This window comes from Streptomyces sp. NPDC088762 (genome assembly GCF_044750905.1).
GTDB lineage: Bacteria > Actinomycetota > Actinomycetes > Streptomycetales > Streptomycetaceae > Streptomyces.
This window is the reverse complement of sequence record NZ_JBIVKT010000017.1, coordinates 43,056-65,292: the sequence shown is the minus strand read 5'-3', so window position 1 is coordinate 65,292 and position 22,237 is coordinate 43,056. Positions and strand designations below refer to the sequence as shown.

Below are 22,237 nucleotides of genomic sequence, written 5' to 3'. Positions count from 1 at the left end.
CCAACCCCGGGACCCACCCATGACTGACAAGACCGCAGGCGGCGACGTCCGCCTCGCCGGGATCAGCAAGCACTACGGCACCTTCACCGCCGTGCACCCGTTGGACCTCACCATCCCCCAGGGCTCCTTCTTCGCCCTGCTCGGGGCCTCCGGCTGCGGGAAGACCACCACCCTGCGCATGATCGCCGGCCTGGAGGAGCCCTCCACCGGCACGGTCCACCTCGGCGACCGCGAGGTGACCCACCTGCCGCCGTACAAGCGGCCGGTGAACACGGTCTTCCAGAGCTACGCGCTCTTCCCGCACCTGAACATCTTCGAGAACATCGCCTTCGGCCTGCGCCGCCGCGGCATCAAGTCGGTCAAGAAGCAGGTCGACGACATGCTGGAGCTGGTGCAGCTCGGCGAGCAGGCCGGCAAGAAGCCGCACCAGCTCTCCGGCGGCCAGCAACAGCGCGTCGCGGTGGCCCGCGCCCTGATCAACCACCCCCAGGTGCTCCTCCTCGACGAGCCGCTCGGCGCCCTGGACCTCAAGCTGCGCCGGCAGATGCAGCTGGAGCTCAAGCGGATCCAGACCGAGGTCGGCATCACCTTCGTGCACGTCACGCACGACCAGGAGGAGGCCATGACCATGGCCGACACGGTCGCCGTGATGAACGGCGGCCGCGTCGAGCAGCTGGGCGCCCCCGCCGAGCTGTACGAGAACCCGGGCACCACCTTCGTCGCCAACTTCCTCGGCACCTCCAACCTCATCGAGGCGTCCGTGGAGTCGGCCGGCTCCGAGGTCGTGGTGTCCGCCTCCGGCACCACGCTCCACCTGCCCGCCGCCCGGTGCTCGACCACGCCCCGCGCCGGCGGGAAGCTGCTGGTCGGTGTGCGCCCGGAGAAGATCTCCCTGGTCCACGCCGACGAGGAGCACACCGTCCCCGCCGGCCGCAACAAGGTCCCGGGCCGCATCGCCGACTCCTCCTTCATCGGCGTCTCCACCCAGTACGTCATCGACAGCCCGGTCTGCCCCGACCTGGAGGTGTACGCCCAGAACATCGAGCGGGACGGCCGCCTCGTGCCGGGCGCCGAGGTGGTCCTGCACTGGAACCCGGAGCACACCTTCGGCCTCGACGCCGCGCAGGCCATCGACGCGGGCGTCGAGACGGTGGAGGAGAGCGCATGACCGCCACCGCCGCGCCGCCCGAGGCGCCCGCGCCCGCCGAACCCCCGGCGCACAGGCCGTCACGGCGCAAGCGGCTGATCCCGTACTGGCTGCTGCTCCCCGGCATCCTGTGGCTGCTGGTCTTCTTCGTGCTGCCGATGGTCTACCAGGCCTCGACCTCGGTGCAGACCGGCTCCCTCGAAGAGGGCTTCGAGGTCACCTGGCACTTCCAGACCTACTGGGACGCCTTCACCGAGTACCTGCCGCAGTTCCTGCGCTCCCTGCTCTACGCGGGCACCGCCACCGTGCTCTGCCTGCTGCTGGGGTACCCGCTGGCCTACCTGATCGCCTTCCGGGCCGGCCGCTGGCGCAACCTGCTGCTCGTCCTGGTGATCGCCCCGTTCTTCACCAGCTTCCTCATCCGCACGCTGGCCTGGAAGACGATCCTGGCCGACGGCGGCCCGGTGGTGGACGTCCTCAACACCCTCCACGTCCTGGACGTCACCAGCTGGCTCGGCATGACCGAGGGGGAGCGGGTGCTGGCCACGCCGCTCGCGGTCGTCTGCGGTCTGACGTACAACTTCCTCCCGTTCATGATCCTTCCGCTGTACTCCTCGCTGGAGCGCATCGACACCCGCCTCCACGAGGCGGCCGGGGACCTCTACGCGAAGCCCGCCACGGTCTTCCGGAAGGTGACCTTCCCGCTCTCCATGCCGGGCGTGGTCTCCGGGACCCTGCTGACCTTCATCCCGGCGAGCGGCGACTACGTCAACGCCGAGCTGCTGGGCTCCACGGACACCCGGATGATCGGCAACGTCATCCAGTCGCAGTACCTGCGCATCCTCGACTACCCGACGGCGGCCGCGCTGTCGTTCATCCTCATGGCCATCGTGCTGATCATGGTCACCATCTACATCCGCCGAGCGGGGACGGAGGACCTGGTCTGATGCGCACCCTCAGCACCTGGCTGCGGCGCAATCTCGTCGTCGTCTTCGGCCTCGGCACGCTCGCGTACATGATCCTGCCGAACGTGGTCGTGACCGTCTTCTCCTTCAACAACCCCACCGGGCGGTTCAACTACGCCTGGCAGGAGTTCTCGCTCGACGCGTGGAAGGACCCCTGCGGGGTCGCCGACCTGTGCGGCTCCCTCTCGCTCTCGCTGCAGATCGCCCTGTGGGCCACCCTCGCCGCCACCGCCCTGGGAACCGCGATCGCCTTCGCGCTGGTCCGCTACCGCTTCCGGGCGCGCGGAGCCGTGAACTCGCTGATCTTCCTGCCCATGGCCATGCCCGAGATCGTGATGGCGGCCTCGCTGCTCGCGCTCTTCCTCAACATGGGCATCCAGCTGGGCTTCTGGACGATCCTGATCGCCCACATCATGTTCTGCCTCAGCTTCGTCGTCGCCGCCGTCAAGGCCCGGGTCCTGTCCATGGACCCGAGGCTGGAGGAGGCCGCCCGCGACCTCTACGCGGGCCCGGTGCAGACCTTCGTACGGGTCACCCTGCCGATCGCGGCCCCCGGTATCGCGGCGGGCGCGCTGCTCTCCTTCGCGCTCTCGTTCGACGACTTCATCATCACCAACTTCAACTCGGGCAACACCGTCACCTTCCCCATGTTCGTGTGGGGATCGGCCCAGCGCGGTACGCCCGTGCAGATCAACGTCATCGGCACGGCGATGTTCGTCATCGCGGTGCTGGTGGTCCTCGCCGGCCAGATGGCCGGCAACCGCCGCAAGAAGGCACAACCGAAGTAGACCCCTGTAGGGAGTTGGAAGCCATGGCCCCAGTCGCCATGCGTAGTGTTGCGAAATCCCTTTCCGAAGCGAAGCCGGTCTCCTACTGGCTGGACGACCCCGGCAAGCCCGCCGCGCAGCCGGCGCTCACCTCCGACGAGCGCTGTGACCTGCTGGTCATCGGCGCCGGCTACAGCGGGCTGTGGACCGCGCTGCTCGCCAAGGAGCGCGACCCCGAGCGGGACGTCGTACTGATCGAGAGCAAGGAGGCGGGCTGGGCCGCCTCCGGCCGCAACGGCGGGTTCTGCGCCGCCTCCCTCACCCACGGCCTCTCCAACGGCCTGGCCCGCTGGCCCGGTGAGCTCGCCAAGCTGGAGGAGCTGGGCGCCCGCAACCTCGACGCCATCGAGGAGGCCGTCGCCCGCTACGGCATCGACTGCGACTTCGAGCGCACCGGCGAGATCGACGTGGCCACCGAACCGCACCAGGTCGAGGAGCTGCGCGAACTGTACGAGGAGGCGCGCAAGCTCGGCCTGGCCGGCGGCTCGGAGTTCCTCGACGCCGACGCGGTGCGCGCCGAGGTGGACTCCCCGACCTTCCTCGCCGGCCTGTGGGACCGCGACGGGGTCGCGATGCTCCACCCGGCGAAGCTCGCCTGGGGGCTCAAGCAGGCCTGCCTGGACCTGGGCGTGCGGATCTACGAGAACACCCGCGGGCTGAAGATGGCCCCGGCGGGACGCGGGATGACCGTGCAGACCCCGTACGGCACGATCCTCGCGCGCAGGGTGGCCCTGGGCACGAACATCTTCCCCTCCCTGGTCCGGCGGATCCGCCCGTTCACCGTCCCGGTCTACGACTACGCGCTGATGACCGAGCCGCTGACCGAGGAGCAGCTGGCGGCCATCGGCTGGAAGAACCGGCAGGGGCTGGGCGACAGCGCCAACCAGTTCCACTACTTCCGGATCACCCGCGACCACCGGATCCTGTGGGGCGGCTACGACGCCATCTACCCCTACCGCGGCAGGCTCGATTCGGAGTACGACCACCGCCCCGAGACCTACCTCAAGCTCGCCGAGCACTTCTTCACCTGTTTCCCGCAGCTGGAGGGCCTGAAGTTCAGCCACGCCTGGGGCGGCGCGATCGACACCTGCTCGCGCTTCTCCGCCTTCTTCGGCACCGCGCACTCGGGGAAGGTCGCCTACGCGGCCGGCTACACCGGGCTCGGCGTGGGCGCCACGCGCTTCGGTGCGGACGTGATGCTGGACCTGCTGGACGGCACTCCCACCGAACGCACGCGGCTGCGGATGGTGCGCTCGAAGCCGATGCCGTTCCCGCCCGAGCCCTTCGCGTGGACCGGGATCGCGCTCACCAAGTGGTCGCTGGCCCGCGCCGACGCGCGCGGCGGCCACCGGAACCTGTGGCTGAAGACGCTGGACCGCTTCGGGCTCGGCTTCGACAGCTGACGTGCCGGCCCCGGCGCACACCATCGGTCACCGTGTGACCCGGTTCACCCCCACGGGGTGGTGAAAGCCGCGTCATAGCCGCCCCCCGGCCCGCTCTCTCCCGGTGAGACACCTTCATCCGGGCAGGGAACGGGAGGCGGGGCGATGGCGACCCCCGACAAGACGGCAGTGGAATGGCTGGTTTCGGTGGCGCCGGATCCGGACGCCTGCCGGTGGGAGTGGGAGCGCAACCCCCTGGGGGTGACCCTCCTTCCCGCCGGCCGGCGCTGGGACGTACTGGTCCTGCCCGGTGAGCTGGGGCGGGCCACCCTCGACGTGCTGAAGCTGCTCCTCGACCGGCCCGGCCCGGTGCTCGCCGATTTCGGCGACGCGCGGCTGGGCTTCTTCGTGCCCGCGGGGACGGCGTCCCGCTGGGTCGGCACCGGCGTACGGGGAGCCGGGCGCGGGGCCTGGATCGTCGTCCCGTACCCGGGCCGGGGCACGGGCGGGGTGCGCTGGCTGGTGCTCCCGGACGGACAGGGGACCCTCACCGATCCGGCGGTACTGGAGCTCGCGATGCACGAGGCCGCGGCGACGGTGGTGGCGGCCCGGGGGGAGCGGGGGCACCGGAAGCCTTGACCACCGGACAGGCCCTAGGCAGGCCGCTCCGGCCGGCCGGTTCCGCGCCGTACGGCCCACCGGACGATCAGCAGCAGGGGCGTGCACAGCAGGAGGCTGGCCAGGACGTCCAGCGGCCAGTGCCAGCCGCGCAGGACCAGGCCGGCGGCCGTGGCGGCCGTCAGGAGGCCCGCGACGGCCATCGGCCAGCCGCTGCGCGTGTACGGGCGGATCAGCAGGGCCGCGGCGACGTAGGCGACGGCCGAGGTGGCGGTGTGGCCCGAGGGGTAGTAGCCGGCGGCCCAGGGTTCCAGCGGGCCCGGGCGGGCGGTCCACTCCTTCAGCGGGACCACCAGGGCCGGCACCAGGGCCATCGCCAGGGCCGCGGCCGCCGCGGCGAGGCGGTGGCCGCGCCGGACGGCGTACGCGAGCGCGAGGACCAGGACCGGGAGCGCCACGGGGACGTTGCCGAGGTCCGACAGGCGCTCGGTGACGGCGTCCGGGACGGAGCGCACGACGGCGCGACTGAGGCGTTCGTCCGGGGACAGCAGGGGGCCCGAGACCAGGACCTGCCAGGTGATCAGGGCGAAGGCCGTCAGGCAGGAGAGCGTCAGCCAGACGGCGGGCCGGATGATGGCCGGCCGTCCCGGAACAGGGGGGATGGTTCCGGGACGGCCGCCCGGATCGGGTTGCCGCACGCCCCGGGGGGTTTGGGGCGGACGGCCGTCCGATCGGTGAGGAGTGTGCGCGAACGCATGCCCAGTACGGCGCTGGGGAAGCCCGGTACCGGTGTCGCCCCCGATTTCCCGGGAGCGGGGTGTCTCACTCATCTGCAGAAACCGTACGGCAGAGAAAAGGGGACCGACAGCGGGAACGCGCTCCCGCCATCGGCCCCCCACACCTTCTTCACAGCGCCCGCCCGTTACCGGCGGTACCGGCCGGGCGCTGTGCGATCGGGCGTTCTAGGCGTCGATCAGATCTCCGTGCCGATGGCCGCGAAGGCGGCCTCGATGAGGTCCAGGCCCTCGTTCAGCAGGTTCTCGCCGATGACGATCGGCGGGAGGAAGCGGAGCACGTTGCCGTACGTACCGCAGGTGAGGACGAGCAGGCCCTCGGCGTGGCAGGCCTTGGCGAGCGCGCCGGCCGCCTCCGGGAACGGGGTCTTGGAGACCGGGTCCTTGACGAGCTCGATCGCGATCATGGCGCCGCGGCCGCGGATGTCGCCGATGATGTCGTACTTCTCCTGCATCGCGGAGAGACGGGTCTTCATGATGGACTCGATCTTCTTCGCCTTGGCGTTGAGGTCGAGCTTCTTCATGGTCTCGATGGAGCCGAGCGCACCGGCGCACGCCACCGGGTTGCCGCCGTAGGTGCCGCCCAGGCCGCCCGCGTGGGCGGAGTCCATGATCTCGGCGCGGCCGGTCACGGCAGCGAGCGGCAGACCGCCCGCGATGCCCTTGGCGGTGGTGATCAGGTCCGGGACGATGCCCTCGTCCTCGCACGCGAACCACTGGCCGGTGCGGCAGAAGCCGGACTGGATCTCGTCGGCGACGAAGACGATGCCGTTGTCGTTGGCGAACTTCACGATCGCCGGGAGGAAGCCCTTGGCCGGCTCGATGAAGCCGCCCTCGCCGAGGACCGGCTCGATGATGATCGCGGCGACGTTCTCGGCGCCGATCTGCTTGGTGATGTTGTCGATCGCCTGCGCGGCGGCCTCGGGGCCGCAGTTCTCGGCGCCGGTGGGCCAGCGGTAGCCGTAGGCGACCGGGACGCGGTAGACCTCGGGGGCGAACGGGCCGAAGCCCTGCTTGTACGGCATGTTCTTCGAGGTCAGCGCCATCGTCAGGTTCGTACGGCCGTGGTAGCCGTGGTCGAAGACGACGACGGCCTGACGCTTGGTGTACGCACGGGCGATCTTGACGGCGTTCTCGACGGCCTCGGCGCCGGAGTTGAACAGGGCCGACTTCTTGGCGTGGTTGCCCGGCGTCAGCTCGGCGAGGGCCTCGCAGACCTCGACGTAGCCCTCGTAGGGGGTGACCATGAAACAGGTGTGGGTGAAGTCGGCGAGCTGCGCGGAGGCGCGGCGCACGACGGCCTCGGCGGAGGCGCCGACGGAGGTCACGGCGATGCCGGAGCCGAAGTCGATCAGGCAGTTGCCGTCGACGTCCTCGATGATGCCGCCGCCCGCGCGGGCCGTGAAGACGGGGAGCACGGAGCCCACGCCGCCGGCCACCGTCTCGAGGCGGCGGGCCTGCAGCTCCTGCGACTTGGGGCCGGGGATCGCGGTGACGATGCGGCGCTCCTGCGGGACAGCGGTCATAGAGGGCTCCTGGGGGGTGTTTTCGGACGCACTTGTGTCTTTGTCCGCAGGCTAGGCCCGGGGGAGGGGGTACTGCATGCTCCGTTCGGGAGTGGTGGCCGCGTGTCCTTGTCCGTGACGGCCATAGGAAGGACGCGGGCGCGTCCTGCCGGCGGCACGGCGAAACGGTGCACCGGTACGGGCCCACGGCCGCCATCGTGCAACTAGATTGAGCGGCGCAGCGCAGGAACGGGCAGGGGGCAGGGGTTTCATGGACACCGACGGCACGCACGAGACGCGCCCTCCCCGGACCGGGCAGGTCCCCCGGCCGGCCTCCCCACCGCCTCCGGCCCTCCCGCCCAAGCCGGCCCACGCGCCGGCGCAGGGACCCACCCTCGGCGACTGGCTGCGCGTCCCGCGCACCCCGGACGGGCCGGGCGTCTGGTCGTACGGGCACGTGCCGCGGGCCGAGGAAGAGCCCGAGGTGACCCCGGTCCGCCAGCTGATCAGCGGGGCCCTGATCGCCCTGCTGGCCGGGCTGTTGCTGTGGTCCCTGCTGTGGAACGGCTACCTCGGCGGCTTCTGGCTCTGGCCGCTCTACATGTTCACGCCCGACTCCTGGGCCGGAACGCTCCCCTCCGTCGTCGCCGCCTACGTCTGGTACGGGGTGGTCGCCCTCACCCTGGCCGTCGGCTTCGGACGCCTCGGCCGCTGGCCCGAGCTGGCCCGCCGGCTCCTCGGCAGCCGCGCCGCACGGGCCGTACAGGCCGTGGTCCCGGCCGCCCGGCCCGAGCAGGGCGGCCCGGACGACCCCGTGCGGTGGCCGCAGGTGCGCCGCGCCGGCCTGGAGGAAGCGGCCGACCGGCTGGAGAAGGAGGCCGGGGCCGGGCGGATGAACGACGTGGACTACGCGCGGATCCGGCGGGCCTGGGAGTCGGTGACGGTGGACCCCTCCCGGCTGCGGGCCTTCGACGAGGCCGTGCGGGACAAGGGCGCCGGGGCCTGCGTGCACCCCTCCGGGGCCCGCGACCTGCCCGTGCGCGTCGCCCGGCACGACCTGTTCGCCCGTCAGGTGCTCCTCGGCACCGTCGAGGACGGCCCGCGCAACCCGTACGCCCGCCGCGGCACCTCGCTCGCGCTCGACCCCGAGGTCCTCGGGACCTCGCTGCTCGCCGTCGGTCCCTCCGGCAGCGGGAAGACCGGCCGGCTCGTGCGGCCCGTCGTCGAGTCCCTCGCACTGCAGGCGCTCGCCGGCCAGGCCGCCGTCGTCGCCGTCGGCGCGGCCGGCGCCCGGCTCGGGCCCGACACCGCCTACGACGTCGTGGTCCGCGTCGGCGACCCCGCCTCCGTCTACGACCTCGACCTGTACGGCGGCACCACCGACCCCGACGAGGCCGCCACCCTCCTCGCCCAGGCCTTCGTCGGCGACGTGCCCGGGATCGACGCGCGCCGGGCCGCGACCGCGCTGGCCCAGCTCCTCGGCCCGTTCCGGGCGGCCTACGACCGCTTCCCCGCCGTGCCCGAGCTCCGCGAACTGCTCGACCAGGTGCCCGACGTGCTCGACCGACTGCGCCGGGTCCTGGCCGGCGCCGGACAGGACGCCATGCTGCGCGAGCTGGACGCCCGGCAACGGCAGCACGGCGCCCCCGCCGACCCCGGCCCCGCCCTCGCCGACCGCGTGGCCCTCCTCGACCGCCCCGCCTTCGCCGGTTTCTTCGACACCACCGGCCAGGGCAGGCCCTTCTCGCTGCGCACCCTCGAACACCCGATCCGCGTGCGCGTCGACCTCCCCGAGCGGGGCCACGCCGATGCCTCGCGGATGCTCGCCCGGCTGCTGCTCGCCCAGTTCAACGCCGCCGCCGCCGACCGCACCGACCGCTCCCTCTTCGCCTTCCTCGCCTTCGACGACGCCTCCCACACCCTGACCCCCGAGACCGTGCGGGGCGTCCAGCGGCTGCGCTCGGCCAACGCCGGCGTCCTGCTCACGCTGCGCACCCTGGACGACGTACCGGAGGCGCTGCGCACCCCGCTGCTGGGTGCGGTCGGCTGCCGCATGGCCTTCTCCGGGGTCACCACCTGGGACGGCAAGCGGTTCGCCGAGACCTGGGGCACCGAATGGGTGGAGACCCGCGACGTCACCCACCGCACCGTCTTCGCCGACCAGCCGCTGACCCGGCTCATCCACGCCTTCCGCAAGCTCGTCACCGGCAAGGCCGTCACCACGGACGCGGTCACCGTGCGCCAAGTGGAGCGCGAACGCTGGTCCGCATCGGACCTCGCGCACGCCGTACCGCCGGGGCACGCGGTGCTGTCGCTGACCTCGGTCCGCGGGGAGCGAGCGGCCCCGCTGCTGGTCCGGCTGGCGGGAGCGGCGACCGACTGATCCGGGCTGAGCGGACCCGTACGGGGTGGCAGAATCGAGGGGAGCCGTTCATACGACACGGCGAAAAGCGTCGGCGGCTCCTCTGATGCTCTTCTCCCGTGGCGCCGTCCGGCGCACCGCCCCTTGCTCCCCTCACCCCCTCCCGCTAAGGCCCCTGGTAACCGATGCCGCTCACCCTCGCCTCGCTCGTCCAGCACTCGGCGCTCAAGCTCAGCGTCCGGGCGGGGGAGAACCGCCTCGACACCCCCGTGCGCTGGGCCCACGTCAGCGAGCTCGCCGACCCCGTCCCCTACATGGAGGGCGGGGAGCTGCTCCTGATCACCGCGATGAAGCTGGACGCGCAGGACCCCGAGGAGATGAGCCGCTACGTACGCCGGCTCGCGGCGGCCGGAGTCGTCGGCATCGGCTTCGCGATCGGCGTCAACTACGACGCGATCCCCGAAGCGCTGGTGGAGGCCGCGCGGGCCGAGGACATGCCGCTGCTGGAGGTCCCGCGCAGGACCCCGTTCCTCGCGATCAGCAAGGCCGTCTCCGCCGCCCTCGCGGCCGACCAGTACCGGGCCGTGACCGCCGGGTTCGAGGCGCAGCGGGAGCTGACCCGCGCCGCGCTCTCCGCCGACGGGCCCGCCGAGCTGCTGGCGAAGCTGGCCGCGCACGTGCACGGCTGGGCCGCGCTGTACGACACGTCGGGCGCGGTCGTCGCCGCGGCTCCCGACTGGGCCGCGCGGCGGGCCGCCCGGCTCACCCCCGACGTGGAGCGGCTGCGGGAGCGGCCCGCGCCCGCGAGCGCCGTGGTCGGCGGCGCGGAGGACCGGGTCGAGCTCCAGTCGCTCGGCACCGGGCGGCGGGCGCGGGGCGCGCTGGCGGTGGGCACCGGGGCTCCGCTGGGCACGGCCGAGCGGTACGCCGTCCACTCCGCGGTCGCGCTCCTCACCCTCACCACCGAGCGGTCGCGCTCGCTGCACGACGCCGAGTCCCGGCTGGGGGCGGCGGTACTGCGGATGCTGCTGGCGGGGGAGGCCGAGCATGCGCGGGAGGTGGCCGGGGACCTGTACGGGGCCCTGCTGGAGGCGCCGTTCCGGCTGATCACGGCCGAGCCGGCGCTGCCGGGGACGGCGCAGCCGGAGGGGCTCGCGCTGCTGGCCGACGCGGTGGAGTCGGCGGCGGCCCGTACGGGCGAGACGCTGCTGGTCGTCCCGGAGCCGGGGCGGCTCGTGGTGCTGGCCGCCGATGCGGGGGCGGCCGTACAGGCGTGCGTGGACCACGCGGAGGCGATCGAGGCGCGGCGCGGCCGGGACGCCGCCGGACCGGAACCGGACGAACTGGTGGTCGGCCTGTCCGCCCCGGCGGGACCGGGCACGGTGGCGGCGGCCCTGAAGCAGGCCGACCAGGCACTGGCCGTGGCCCGGCGGCGGGGGCGCTCGCTGGTGGAGCACGAGGACATGGCCGCCGGCTCGGTGCTGCCGCTGCTCGCCGACGACGCGGTACGGGCCTTCGCGGACGGCACCCTCCGCGCGCTCCGGGAGCACGACGCGACGGGGCGGGGCGACCTGGTCGCCTCCCTGCAGGCGTGGCTCTCCCGCCACGGCCAGTGGGACGCGGCGGCCGCCGACCTCGGCGTACACCGGCACACCCTCCGCTACCGCATGAAGCGGGTCGAGGAGATCCTCGGCCGCTCCCTGGACGACCCGGACGTCCGCATGGAGCTGTGGCTCGCCCTGAAGGCCAGCCCGTCCCCGTCGTAGCGCACCGGGCCGTCCACTGCGCGGTGCCTCCCGGGCGCCACCCGGCCCCGCGCCTCAATCGCCGGCGGGGCTGGATTTGGCTGCCCTGCGCTCGCACGTGCGGCGTGGTGGGCCGGGTCGCCCGCCCGCCGACCTTGAAGAGCCCCCGTCCCCGTCGGCCTCGTGGGCACATCAAGCCTCGCCGGCGTTTGAGGCGCGGGGTCCGGGGCGGAGCCCCGGCAGCGGCGCCGCAGCCCGCAGGGCACCGCACGGTCGGCCCCCCCCCGCAGGGGCCCGGCATGGGGTGGGCCCCGCCCGACACTGACAAAGCGGCGCAGCCCCCGCGGCAGGTACTACACGCCGGATAAACACCGAATCCCCGGTGGAGTCCTACCGTGGAGGAGTCAACGACCCACCGCACACATCCGAAGGGCCGGGATTCGCATGACTTCCACCCACGCCTTCTGGCTCGCCGGCCGCCAGGCCACCGGCGAGGACAGCTTCGACGTCCACTCCCCGTGGGACGGCCGTCTGGTCGGCACCGTCAGCGTGCCCACCGACGCCCAGGTCGAAGAGGCCGTGGCCGCGGCGTACGCCGTGACGGCGGAGTTCTCCGCGACCCCGGCGCACGTGCGGGCCGCCGCCTTGGACCACGTGTCCAAGCGGCTCGTCGAGCGCACGGAGGAGATCGCCCAGCTGATCTCCGCCGAGAACGGCAAGCCCATCAAGTGGGCCCGCGGTGAGGTCGGCCGTGCGGTGTCCGTGTTCCGCTTCGCCGCGGAAGAGGCCCGCCGCTTCAACGGCGGCGACGCCCAGCGCCTCGACACCGACGCCGGCGGCGTCGGCCGCCTCGCGCTGACCCGCCGCTTCGTCAAGGGCCCGGTCCTCGGCATCGCGCCGTTCAACTTCCCCCTGAACCTGTGCGCCCACAAGGTGGCCCCCGCCATCGCCGTCGGCGCGCCGATCATCCTGAAGCCGGCCCCGGCCACCCCGCTGTCCGGCCTGATCCTGGGTGAGCTGCTCGCCGAGACCGACCTCCCGGCCGGTTCCTGGTCGGTCCTGCCGGTCGCGAACGAGAAGATGCCCGCCCTGGTCAAGGACGAGCGCCTCCCCGTCATCTCCTTCACCGGTTCCGACACCGTCGGCTACGCCATCCAGCAGTCGGTGCCGCACAAGCACTGCACCCTGGAGCTCGGCGGCAACGCCGCGGCCGTCGTCCTCGCCGACTGGGCCTCGGAGGCCGACCTCGACTGGGCCGCGACCCGTATCGCGACCTTCTCGAACTACCAGGCCGGCCAGTCCTGCATCTCGGTGCAGCGCGTGATCGCCGACGCCTCCGTCTACGACACCCTCGTCGAGAAGGTCGTCGCGAAGGTCCAGGCCCAGGTCACCGGCGACCCGTCCGACTCCGCCACCGACGTCGGTCCCCTCGTCTCCGAGGACGCCGCCAAGCGTGTCGAGGCCTGGGTCGACGAGGCCGTGTCCGCCGGCGCCAAGCTGCTCACCGGCGGCAAGCGCGAGGGCGCCTCCTTCGAGCCGACCGTGCTCGCGGAGGTCCCGGCGGGCGTCAAGCTCGCCACCGAGGAGGTCTTCGGGCCGGTGCTGACGCTGCAGAAGGTCGACGGCACCGACGAGGCCTTCGCCGCGGTCAACGACTCGAAGTTCGGCCTGCAGACCGGCGTCTTCACCCGCGACATCCAGACGGCGTTCCGCGCCCACCGCGAGCTCGAGGTCGGCGGTGTGATCATCGGCGACGCGCCGTCCTACCGCGCCGACCAGATGCCGTACGGCGGCGTCAAGCAGTCCGGCGTGGGCCGCGAGGGTGTGCGCTATGCGATGGACGACTACACGTACGAGCGAGTCCTGGTCCTGACCGGCCTCGACATCTGATCTCGTACGGCCAAAAAGCCGACGGCCGGAGCCTACTGTGCGGGGGCTCCGGCCGTCCCCCTTTTCCATTCCGCGCACATTGGGTACGACTCACAGGTAGCACCGGCTGGTGATCCGGTGAACCACCCGACTCGGCGGCGAGGTGAGTCCCCTCATGTCCGCAACACAGCCCGTAAAGCCCGTACAGCCCAAGGTGACCGAGCGCGAGGCCCGGCAGGTCGCGGAAGCGGCCAGGGAGCAGGACTGGCGCAAGCCCAGCTTCGCCAAGGAGCTCTTCCTCGGGCGGCTGCGGCTCGACCTGATCCATCCCCACCCGCTTCCCCCGGACGAGGACGTGCGGCGGGGCGAGGCCTTCCTGGCCCGGATGCGGACGTTCTGCGAGGAGGAGCTCGCGAAGGGCACCCCGGCCCGGATCGAGCGCGAGGCGAAGATCCCCGACGAGACCGTGCGCGGGCTCAAGGAGCTCGGCGCCCTCGGGATGAAGATCGACCCCAAGTACGGGGGACTGGGGCTCACCCAGGTGTACTACAACAAGGCGCTGGCCCTCGTCGGTACGGTCAGCCCCGCCATCGGCGCCCTGCTCTCCGCCCACCAGTCGATCGGCGTGCCCCAGCCGCTGAAGATCTTCGGCACCCAGGAGCAGAGGGACACCTACCTGCCGCGCTGCGCCACCACGGCCATCAGCGCCTTCCTCCTCACCGAGCCCGACGTGGGCTCCGACCCGGCGCGCCTGGCGACCACGGCGGTCCCGGACGGGGCCGACGACTACGTCCTGGACGGCGTGAAGCTGTGGACCACCAACGGGGTGGTCGCCGACCTGCTGGTCGTGATGGCGCGCGTGCCGAAGAGCGAGAACCACCGGGGCGGGATCACCGCCTTCGTGGTGGAGGCCGACTCTCCCGGCATCACCGTCGAGAACCGCAACGCCTTCATGGGCCTGCGCGGCCTGGAGAACGGCGTCACCCGCTTCCACCGGGTACGGGTCCCCGCGGCCCAGCGCATCGGCGCCGAGGGAGCCGGCCTCAAGATCGCCCTGACCACGCTCAACACCGGCCGGCTGTCGCTGCCCGCCATGTGCGTCGGCGCCGGCAAGTGGTGCCTGAAGATCGCCCGCGAGTGGTCCGGCGCCCGCGAGCAGTGGGGCCGCCCGGTCGCGCACCACGAGGCCGTCGGCGCCAAGATCTCCTTCATCGCCGCCACCACCTTCGCCCTCGAAGCGGTCGTGGACCTCGCCTCCCAGATGGCCGACGAGGACCGCAACGACATCCGCATCGAGGCGGCCCTCGCCAAGCTCTACGGCTCCGAGATGGCCTGCCTGATGGCCGACGAGCTGGTCCAGATCCGCGGCGGGCGCGGCTTCGAGACCGCCGAATCCCTCGCCGCCCGCGGCGAGCGCGCCGTCCCCGCCGAGCAGATGCTCCGCGACCTGCGCATCAACCGGATCTTCGAGGGCTCGACGGAGATCATGCACCTGCTGATCGCCCGCGAGGCCGTCGACGCCCACCTGTCGGTCGCGGGCGACCTCGTCGACCCGGAGAAGGCGCTCGGCGACAAGGCCAGGGCGGGCGCCCGCGCGGCCGGGTTCTACGCCCGCTGGCTGCCCCAGCTGGCCACCGGCGCCGGCCAGATTCCGGGCACCTACCGGGCCTTCCACCCGAGCGGCCACCCCGACCTGGCCACCCACCTGCGCTACGTCGAACGCTGCTCCCGCAAACTCGCCCGTACGACGTTCATGGCCATGGCGCGCTGGCAGGGCCGCATGGAGACCAAGCAGGGCTTCCTGGGCCGGATCGTCGACATCGGCGCGGAGCTCTTCGCCATGAGCGCGGCCTGCGTCCGCGCCGAGCACCTGCGCGCCACCGGCGAACACGGCCGTGAGGCCTACCAGCTGGCCGACGCCTTCTGCCGGCAGTCCCGGATCCGCGTCGAGGAGCTCTTCGGACGGCTCTGGACCAACACCGACGAGCTCGACCGCAAGGTCGTCGAAGGGGTGATGACCGGCACCTACGCCTGGCTGGAGGAGGGCGTCCTCGACCCCTCCGGCGAGGGCCCGTGGATCGCGGACGCCTCCCCCGGCCCGTCGACCCGCAAAAACGTGCACCGCCCCATCCGCTGACCTGCGATCATCGCCGGACGTCGGACAGGCGTACGAGGATGAGTAGGCGTACGGACTCCGTACGCGTACGAGCACGGGCAAGGCGGAGAGAACGATGCCGACGGCCGAGGAAGACCGCGCCAGCCGACGGATGGCCTGGTGCGTGGCACACCTGCTGCGCCACGCACCGGACCACGTCGTCGCCGACCTGATCGGCCGGCTCGACGCGCCGACCCGCAAGTACCTGTGCCGCGACGAGTGGCTGTCGGCCTCCACCGTCACCCTGCTGCTGCGCCACGGCAGCGGGGAGGACCGGCAGTACGTCGCCCGCAACCCCCACGTCGTCGGGCGGCCCCTGCCCGGGCTGCCCGGACCGGCGCGCTACGCGGCCCGCCCGGGGCCGTCCCCCGAGCTGCTGCGGGCGGTCGGCCCCGGCCCGTTCACCACCGCCGAGCTGATCGCCCTGCTGCGCCGGCACACGCGCCGGCCCCGGATCCCGCTCACGCTGCTGCGGATGCCGCACGACCCCCTCGACCCCGAGGTGCTGCTGCAGGAGCACGCCCGTGACCCGCTGCCGCCCACCGCCGTCGAGGCCCTGCTGCTGGCCGGCCGACTGCCCCGGGAGGTCTGCCGGGCGCTGCTCGACGCCGGTGCGCAGGACACGGACGGGCACCGCTGGTACCGGCCCGCCGTCAGGGCCGTCCGCATGGGCCTGCTCACCTGTGACGAGCTCGTCGCCGACGTCGCCCCCGCCCGGCGCACCCTGCTGCTCGCCCACCTCCCCGAGTCGCGCGGCCTGCGCTGGTCCCTGCCCGAATGGACGGGCATGCGCACGGCCGTCGCCCGGGCGCTGCGCCCGCTGCGCGACGACCCCCGGCTCTGGGACGAACTGCTCCGGCACGCCCCGGCCTTCCCCGGCACCCTGCCGGTGCTGGTGGCCCGGATCGTGCGGGGCACCCTGCCCGAGCCCGCCGGGGAGCCGCCCGTCCCCGGGCTCGTCACGGCGGTGCGCTCGCTGGCCCCGAAGGCGGCCGAGCCCGTCGGGGGCGTGGAGCGCGAACTGGCCCTGGCCAGCCTCGCGGTGCCGATGGAGTCCGTCGAGGAGGACATCCGGTGGGTGCGGGACTGCCTGGCCCGCGGGCTGCTCACCGGCGAGGACGTGATCCGGCACAAGGCGCCCGCCTGCTGGGCCCTGGACGAGGACCACTGGCTGGGGGACGTGAACCACCCCGACCGGCACGACTGGGCCGCCCCGGTGCTCGCCGCGCGCGCCGAGGCCGACCGGCTGTTCGCCCTGGCCGTCGGCTCCGATCCGGACGCCTGGTGGAGCGTGGCCGTCACGCTCCCGGACTTCGCCGGCACGCTCCCGCACCTCCTCCTGCGCGTCACGGAAGGGGGCTCCGTGTCCGGCCGCTCCTGACTTCCGGCAACAATGGGGGGCATGAGCGACCGCCCAGCCCCCCTCGCCGATCCGCACCTCCTCTTCGACGCCGCGGACGGCCCCCGGGACATCGTCATCCTCGGGTCCACCGGGTCCATCGGCACCCAGGCCATCGACCTGGCCCTGCGCAACCCCGACCGGTTCCGGGTGACCGCGCTGTCCGCCGCCGGCGGGCGGGTCGGCCTGCTGGCCGAACAGGCCCGGCTGCTGCGGGTCGAGAGCGTGGCCGTCGCCCGCGAGGACGTCGTACCGGCCCTGAAAGAGGCGCTGAGCGACCGGTACGGCCCCGGCGAGCCGCTGCCCGAGATCCTGGCCGGGCCCGACGCGGCCGCCGAGCTCGCCGCCTCCCCGTGCCACACCGTTCTCAACGGCATCACCGGTTCCATCGGCCTCGCGCCCACCCTCGCCGCGCTGCGGGCGGGCCGGACCCTGGCCCTCGCCAACAAGGAGTCGCTGATCGTCGGCGGCCCCCTCGTGAAGGCCCTTGCCCAGCCCGGGCAGATCATCCCGGTGGACTCCGAGCACGCGGCGCTCTTCCAGGCGCTCGCCGCCGGCACCCGCGCCGACGTGCGCAGGCTCGTGGTCACCGCGTCCGGCGGTCCCTTCCGCGGCCGCACCCGCGAGGAGCTGGCCGGGGTCACGGTCGAGGACGCCCTCGCCCACCCCACCTGGGCCATGGGCCCGGTGATCACGGTGAACAGCGCCACCCTGGTCAACAAGGGGCTGGAGGTCATCGAGGCGCACCTGCTCTACGACATCCCCTTCGAGCAGATCGAGGTCGTCGTCCACCCGCAGTCCTACGTGCACTCGATGGTGGAGTTCACGGACGGCTCCACGCTCGCCCAGGCCACCCCGCCGGACATGCGCGGCCCCATCGCGATCGGCCTCGGCTGGCCCCAGCGCATCCCGGACGCCGCCCCCGCCTTCGACTGGACCAAGGCGTCCACGTGGGAGTTCTTCCCGCTGGACACCGAGGCCTTCCCCTCGGTGGGCCTGGCCCGGCACGTGGGCACCCTCGGCGGCACCGCCCCCGCCGTGTTCAACGCGGCCAACGAGGAGTGCGTGGAGGCGTTCCTGGCCGGTCGGCTGCCGTTCACCGCAATCATGGATACCGTCTCTGCCGTGGTCGATGAGCACGGGACGCCGGAGCGGGGAACTTCCCTGACGGTCCGGGACGTCCTCGAAGCGGAGACCTGGGCCAGGGCCCGGGCGCGGGAGATGGCGGCGAAGGCCGCCGTGGAGGCGGGCGCATGACAGTTCTGATGACGGTGCTCGGGGTCGTGCTCTTCGCGGTCGGCCTGCTGGTCTCCATCGCCTGGCACGAGCTGGGACACCTGTCCACGGCCAAGCTCTTCGGGATCCGTGTGCCGCAGTACATGGTCGGCTTCGGCCCGACCATCTGGTCGCGGAGCAAGGGCGAGACCGAGTACGGCATCAAGGCCATCCCGATGGGCGGCTACATCCGCATGATCGGGATGTTCCCGCCCGGCGACGACGGCAAGGTCACCGCCCGCTCGACCTCCCCGTTCCGGTCGATGATCGAGGACGCCCGCTCGGCCGCGTACGAGGAGCTCCAGCCCGGCGACGAGAACCGGCTCTTCTACACGCGCAAGCCGTGGAAGCGCGTGATCGTGATGTTCGCCGGCCCGTTCATGAACCTGGTCCTGGCCGTGGCGATCTTCCTCACCACCCTGATGACCTTCGGACTGAACACCCAGACCACCGTCGTCGGCTCGGTCTCGGACTGCGTCATCCAGCAGAGCGAGAAGCGCGACAAGTGCGCCCCCGGCGACCCGGCCGCCCCCGCCAAGGCGGCCGGCCTGGAGCAGAAGGACAAGATCGTCGCCTTCAACGGGCGCCCCGTGAAGGACTGGTCCGCGCTCCAGAAGGACATCCGGTCCACCGTCGGCCCCGCCACGATCACCGTCGAGCGGGCCGGACAGCGGCTCGACCTGCACGCCAGCCTGATCGAGAACAAGGTCGCAAAGACCGACGGCAACGGCAGGTACGTCAAGGACGAGTACGTCACCGCCGGCTTCCTCGGCTTCGCCCCAGCCTCCGGCTACGTCCCGCAGTCCTTCGGGCAGTCCGTCGACCGGATGGGCGAGATGATGACGGCCGGCGTGCAGTCGCTCGTCGACCTGCCGTCCAAGGTCCCGGACCTGTGGAACGCCGCCTTCAACGGGGCCGAGCGCAAGCAGGACAGCCCGATGGGCGTCGTCGGCGCGGCGCGGGTGAGCAGCCAGATCTTCAACCTCGACATCCCCGCCCAGTACCAGCTCGTCTTCTTCCTCAACCTGCTGGCCGGCTTCAACCTCTCGCTGTTCCTCTTCAACATGCTGCCGCTGCTCCCGCTGGACGGCGGGCACATCGCCGGCGCCCTGTGGGAGTCGGTCCGGCGCACCGTGGCGAAGGTCTTCCGGCGCCCCGACCCGGGCCCCTTCGACGTCGCGAAGCTGATGCCCGTCGCCTACGTCGTCGCCGGGATCTTCATCTGCTTCACCCTGCTCGTGATGGTGGCCGACGTGGTGAACCCCATCAAGATCACCTAGCGCCCCACGACCACGGGAGCCGGGCACGCAACGTGCCCGGCTCCCTACGTTCGGGTGGCGTACCCCCTCGGATGCGGGGTGCACGCGGTGATTGGCGTAATCTCGAAGGCTGGAGCCCGCCGATATCGGGACCTCGATCCACACCTTGGGGTTGCACAGCAGATGACTGCCATCTCTCTCGGAATGCCGGCCGTGCCGACGAAGCTTGCCGACCGCAGGGTCAGCCGCAAGATCCAGGTCGGTTCCGTGGCCGTCGGTGGCGACGCGCCCATCTCGGTTCAGTCGATGACCACCACCCGTACCTCCGACATCGGCGCCACGCTCCAGCAGATCGCCGAGCTGACCGCCTCCGGCTGCAACATCGTCCGCGTGGCCTGCCCGACGCAGGACGACGCCGACGCCCTCGCCGTCATCGCGAAGAAGTCGCAGATCCCGGTCATCGCCGACATCCACTTCCAGCCCAAGTACGTCTTCGCCGCGATCGACGCAGGCTGCGCCGCCGTCCGCGTGAACCCGGGCAACATCAAGCAGTTCGACGACAAGGTCAAGGAGATCGCGCGGGCCGCCAAGGACGCGGGCACCCCGATCCGCATCGGCGTCAACGCCGGCTCCCTCGACGCCCGCCTGCTGAAGAAGTACGGCAAGGCCACCCCCGAGGCGCTCGTCGAATCCGCGCTCTGGGAGGCCTCCCTCTTCGAGGAGCACGGCTTCAGCGACATCAAGATCTCGGTCAAGCACAACGACCCGGTCGTGATGGTCAACGCCTACCGCCAGCTCGCCGCCGCCTGCGACTACCCGCTGCACCTGGGCGTCACCGAGGCCGGCCCCGCCTTCCAGGGCACCATCAAGTCCGCCGTGGCCTTCGGCGCGCTGCTGTCCGAGGGCATCGGCGACACCATCCGCGTCTCCCTCTCGGCCCCGCCGGTCGAGGAGGTCAAGGTCGGCAACCAGATCCTGGAGTCGCTGAACCTCAAGCCGCGCCGCCTGGAGATCGTCTCCTGCCCGTCCTGCGGCCGCGCCCAGGTGGACGTGTACAAGCTGGCCGAGGAGGTCACGGCGGGCCTGGAGGGCATGGAGGTCCCGCTGCGCGTCGCGGTCATGGGCTGCGTCGTCAACGGCCCCGGCGAGGCCCGCGAGGCCGACCTCGGCGTGGCCTCCGGCAACGGCAAGGGCCAGATCTTCGTGAAGGGCGAGGTCATCAAGACCGTCCCCGAGTCGAAGATCGTGGAGACCCTCATCGAAGAGGCCATGAAGATCGCCGCGCAGATGGAGGCCGACGGCATCGCCTCCGGCGAGCCCACCGTCGCCATCGGCGTCTGACCACCCCCGGCACCAGGGCCTGCCCCGGCACCGTTCCCCCAGCTCGGGGGCGGGGCCGGGGCTCTTTCGTGACCCCTGGGACGCGGCATCCTCGACCCGCGACGGGTACAGTGCGGAGATCAGCAGACTTGCACGGTGAGGCCCCAGTGTTGACGCAGACCACCACCCGGGTCCTTGAGCCCAGTGATCTCGACGCCGCGCTCGAAGTCCTCGGACGCGAGCCGGTCGAGAACGCCTTCGTCACCTCCCGGGTCCAGGTCGCCGGACTCGACCCCTGGCGCCTGGGCGGCGAGATGTGGGGCTGGTACGCCGACGGCGAGCTCCGCTCCCTGTGCTACGCCGGTGCCAACCTCGTCCCCGTCTGCGCCGGACCCGACGCCGTACGCGCCTTCGCCGACCGCGCCCGCCGCACCGGCCGCCGCTGCTCCTCCATCGTCGGCCCCGCCGAAGCCACCCGGCGGCTGTGGCAGCTCCTGGAGCCCAGCTGGGGCCCGGCCCGCGACGTCCGCTCCCACCAGCCGCTCATGGTCATGGAGAGCCCCTCCGTCACGGTCGAGCCCGACCCCCTGGTCCGCCGGATCCGCAAGGACGAGATGGACCTGATCATGCCCGCCTGCGTGGCCATGTTCACCGAGGAGGTCGGCATCTCGCCGATGGCCGGCGACGGCGGACTCCTCTACCAGGCCCGCGTCGCCGAACTCGTCGGCAGCGGCCGCTCCTTCGCCCGCGTCGAGGACGGCAAGGTCGTCTTCAAGGCGGAGATCGGCGCCGCCACCGCCCGCGCCTGCCAGATCCAGGGCGTGTGGGTGGCCCCCGAGTTCCGCGGCCGCGGACATTCCGAGACCGGCATGGCCGCCGTCGTCGCCTACGCCCTGCGGGACGTGGCGCCCGTGGTCAGCCTCTACGTGAACGACTTCAACACCGCCGCCCGCGCCGCCTACCGGCGGGTCGGCTTCCGCGAGGTCGGCGCCTTCATGAGCGTGCTCTTCTGAACCTTGGCCGATGCCATACCGGCAGACCCCTACCCCGCAGTAAGGTCGCCGCATGCTGCCTACCGGACTCCGCATCGGACCCCTCGACCTCGCCGCCCGCGTGGACGAGGCCCTGCGCGTGCAGGCCGTCGCCTTCGGCCTCAGCGAGGAGGAGGTCGGCATCCGGCGCTACATCGTCCAGCGCCACATGACCTGCCGCGGCGCCCGCGCCCTCGGCGCCTTCACCGAGGACGGTGCCCTCACCGGCTTCGTCTACGGCATGCCCAACGACCGCACCCACTGGTGGTCCACCATCGTCGAGCCCTACCTGCGCGCCACCGCGCACGAGGACTGGCTCGACGGCTCCTTCGTCATCACCGAGCTGCACGTCCACCCCGGCTTCCAGGGCCACGGCGTCGGCCGCGCGCTGATCACCGAGCTCACCGACAGCGCCGCCGAGCCGCGCTCCATCCTCTCCGCCATCGACTCCGAGAGCCCCGCCCGCGGCCTCTACCGGGCCCTCGGCTACAGCGACCTCGCCCGCCAGGTCCACTTCCCGAGCGCGAGCCTCCCGTACGCCGTCATGGGCGCCCCGCTGCCGCTGCGGCGGCCCTGAATCCGTT

At 72.4% G+C, this 22,237-nt stretch carries 17 protein-coding genes; 15 read left to right on the top strand and 2 right to left on the bottom strand.

What is annotated here, in order from left to right; all coding sequences use genetic code 11:
- Positions 1–19: 19 nt before the first annotated feature.
- The 5 genes from ACIP5M_RS29575 (at position 20) to ACIP5M_RS29555 (ending at position 4,960) form a co-directional block, all read left to right on the top strand.
- The gene (locus ACIP5M_RS29575) at positions 20–1,168 is read left to right on the top strand and encodes an ABC transporter ATP-binding protein (protein ID WP_401202376.1); all 1,149 of its coding nucleotides are present in this window, start codon (positions 20–22) and stop codon (positions 1,166–1,168) included.
- A complete protein-coding gene (locus tag ACIP5M_RS29570) occupies positions 1,165–2,094 on the top strand; it encodes an ABC transporter permease (RefSeq protein WP_401202374.1) in 930 nt (309 codons plus the stop codon). Before ACIP5M_RS29575 ends, ACIP5M_RS29570 begins: the two co-directional genes overlap by 4 nt.
- Entirely contained in the window at positions 2,094–2,900 is an 807-nt protein-coding gene (locus ACIP5M_RS29565; protein WP_401202372.1) for an ABC transporter permease, read from the top strand. Before ACIP5M_RS29570 ends, ACIP5M_RS29565 begins: the two co-directional genes overlap by 1 nt.
- 23 nt (positions 2,901–2,923) lie before the next feature.
- Entirely contained in the window at positions 2,924–4,342 is a 1,419-nt protein-coding gene (locus ACIP5M_RS29560) for an NAD(P)/FAD-dependent oxidoreductase (protein ID WP_401202370.1), read from the top strand.
- Positions 4,343–4,486: 144 nt separating this feature from the next.
- Positions 4,487–4,960, top strand: a complete 474-nt coding sequence (locus ACIP5M_RS29555; protein ID WP_401202368.1) for a hypothetical protein — start codon at positions 4,487–4,489, stop codon at positions 4,958–4,960.
- A gap of 14 nt (positions 4,961–4,974) precedes the next feature.
- Here the strand turns inward: ACIP5M_RS29555 and ACIP5M_RS29550 are convergent, their stop codons facing one another.
- Both ACIP5M_RS29550 and gabT read right to left on the bottom strand, forming a co-directional pair.
- Positions 4,975–5,769, bottom strand: coding sequence for a phosphatase PAP2 family protein (locus ACIP5M_RS29550; protein WP_401202366.1), 795 nt, complete (start codon positions 5,767–5,769; stop codon positions 4,975–4,977).
- Positions 5,770–5,912: 143 nt separating this feature from the next.
- On the bottom strand, positions 5,913–7,259 hold the full coding sequence (gene gabT, locus ACIP5M_RS29545; protein ID WP_401202364.1) for a 4-aminobutyrate--2-oxoglutarate transaminase: 1,347 nt from the start codon (positions 7,257–7,259) through the stop codon (positions 5,913–5,915).
- A 250-nt stretch (positions 7,260–7,509) separates the two neighbouring features.
- Between gabT and ACIP5M_RS29540 the strand changes: the two genes are divergently transcribed.
- The 10 genes from ACIP5M_RS29540 (at position 7,510) to ACIP5M_RS29495 (ending at position 22,230) form a co-directional block, all read left to right on the top strand.
- Positions 7,510–9,621 carry an ATP-binding protein gene (locus tag ACIP5M_RS29540; RefSeq protein ID WP_401202362.1) on the top strand — a complete coding sequence of 704 codons (2,112 nt, stop codon included), beginning with the start codon at positions 7,510–7,512 and terminating at the stop codon, positions 9,619–9,621.
- A gap of 164 nt (positions 9,622–9,785) precedes the next feature.
- Positions 9,786–11,366: a PucR family transcriptional regulator gene (locus ACIP5M_RS29535; RefSeq protein ID WP_401202360.1), complete on the top strand. Its 1,581-nt coding sequence runs from the start codon at positions 9,786–9,788 to the stop codon at positions 11,364–11,366.
- Positions 11,367–11,789: 423 nt separating this feature from the next.
- The gene (locus ACIP5M_RS29530; protein WP_401202358.1) at positions 11,790–13,235 is read left to right on the top strand and encodes an aldehyde dehydrogenase family protein; all 1,446 of its coding nucleotides are present in this window, start codon (positions 11,790–11,792) and stop codon (positions 13,233–13,235) included.
- Positions 13,236–13,389: 154 nt separating this feature from the next.
- Complete coding sequence (locus tag ACIP5M_RS29525) at positions 13,390–15,351, top strand: acyl-CoA dehydrogenase family protein (protein WP_401202356.1); 1,962 nt, start codon at positions 13,390–13,392, stop codon at positions 15,349–15,351.
- A gap of 94 nt (positions 15,352–15,445) precedes the next feature.
- Positions 15,446–16,750, top strand: coding sequence for a hypothetical protein (locus ACIP5M_RS29520; protein ID WP_401202354.1), 1,305 nt, complete (start codon positions 15,446–15,448; stop codon positions 16,748–16,750).
- 21 nt (positions 16,751–16,771) lie between these two features.
- The gene (dxr, locus tag ACIP5M_RS29515) at positions 16,772–18,025 is read left to right on the top strand and encodes a 1-deoxy-D-xylulose-5-phosphate reductoisomerase (RefSeq protein WP_401202352.1); all 1,254 of its coding nucleotides are present in this window, start codon (positions 16,772–16,774) and stop codon (positions 18,023–18,025) included.
- Positions 18,022–19,323, top strand: a complete 1,302-nt coding sequence (locus ACIP5M_RS29510) for a M50 family metallopeptidase (RefSeq protein WP_401202350.1) — start codon at positions 18,022–18,024, stop codon at positions 19,321–19,323. Before dxr ends, ACIP5M_RS29510 begins: the two co-directional genes overlap by 4 nt.
- Positions 19,324–19,485: 162 nt before the next feature.
- A complete protein-coding gene (ispG, locus tag ACIP5M_RS29505; RefSeq protein WP_401202348.1) occupies positions 19,486–20,643 on the top strand; it encodes a flavodoxin-dependent (E)-4-hydroxy-3-methylbut-2-enyl-diphosphate synthase in 1,158 nt (385 codons plus the stop codon).
- 146 nt (positions 20,644–20,789) lie between these two features.
- Positions 20,790–21,635, top strand: coding sequence for a GNAT family N-acetyltransferase (locus ACIP5M_RS29500; protein ID WP_401202346.1), 846 nt, complete (start codon positions 20,790–20,792; stop codon positions 21,633–21,635).
- A 52-nt stretch (positions 21,636–21,687) separates the two neighbouring features.
- Positions 21,688–22,230, top strand: a complete 543-nt coding sequence (locus tag ACIP5M_RS29495; protein WP_401202344.1) for a GNAT family N-acetyltransferase — start codon at positions 21,688–21,690, stop codon at positions 22,228–22,230.
- Positions 22,231–22,237 lie beyond the last annotated feature (7 nt).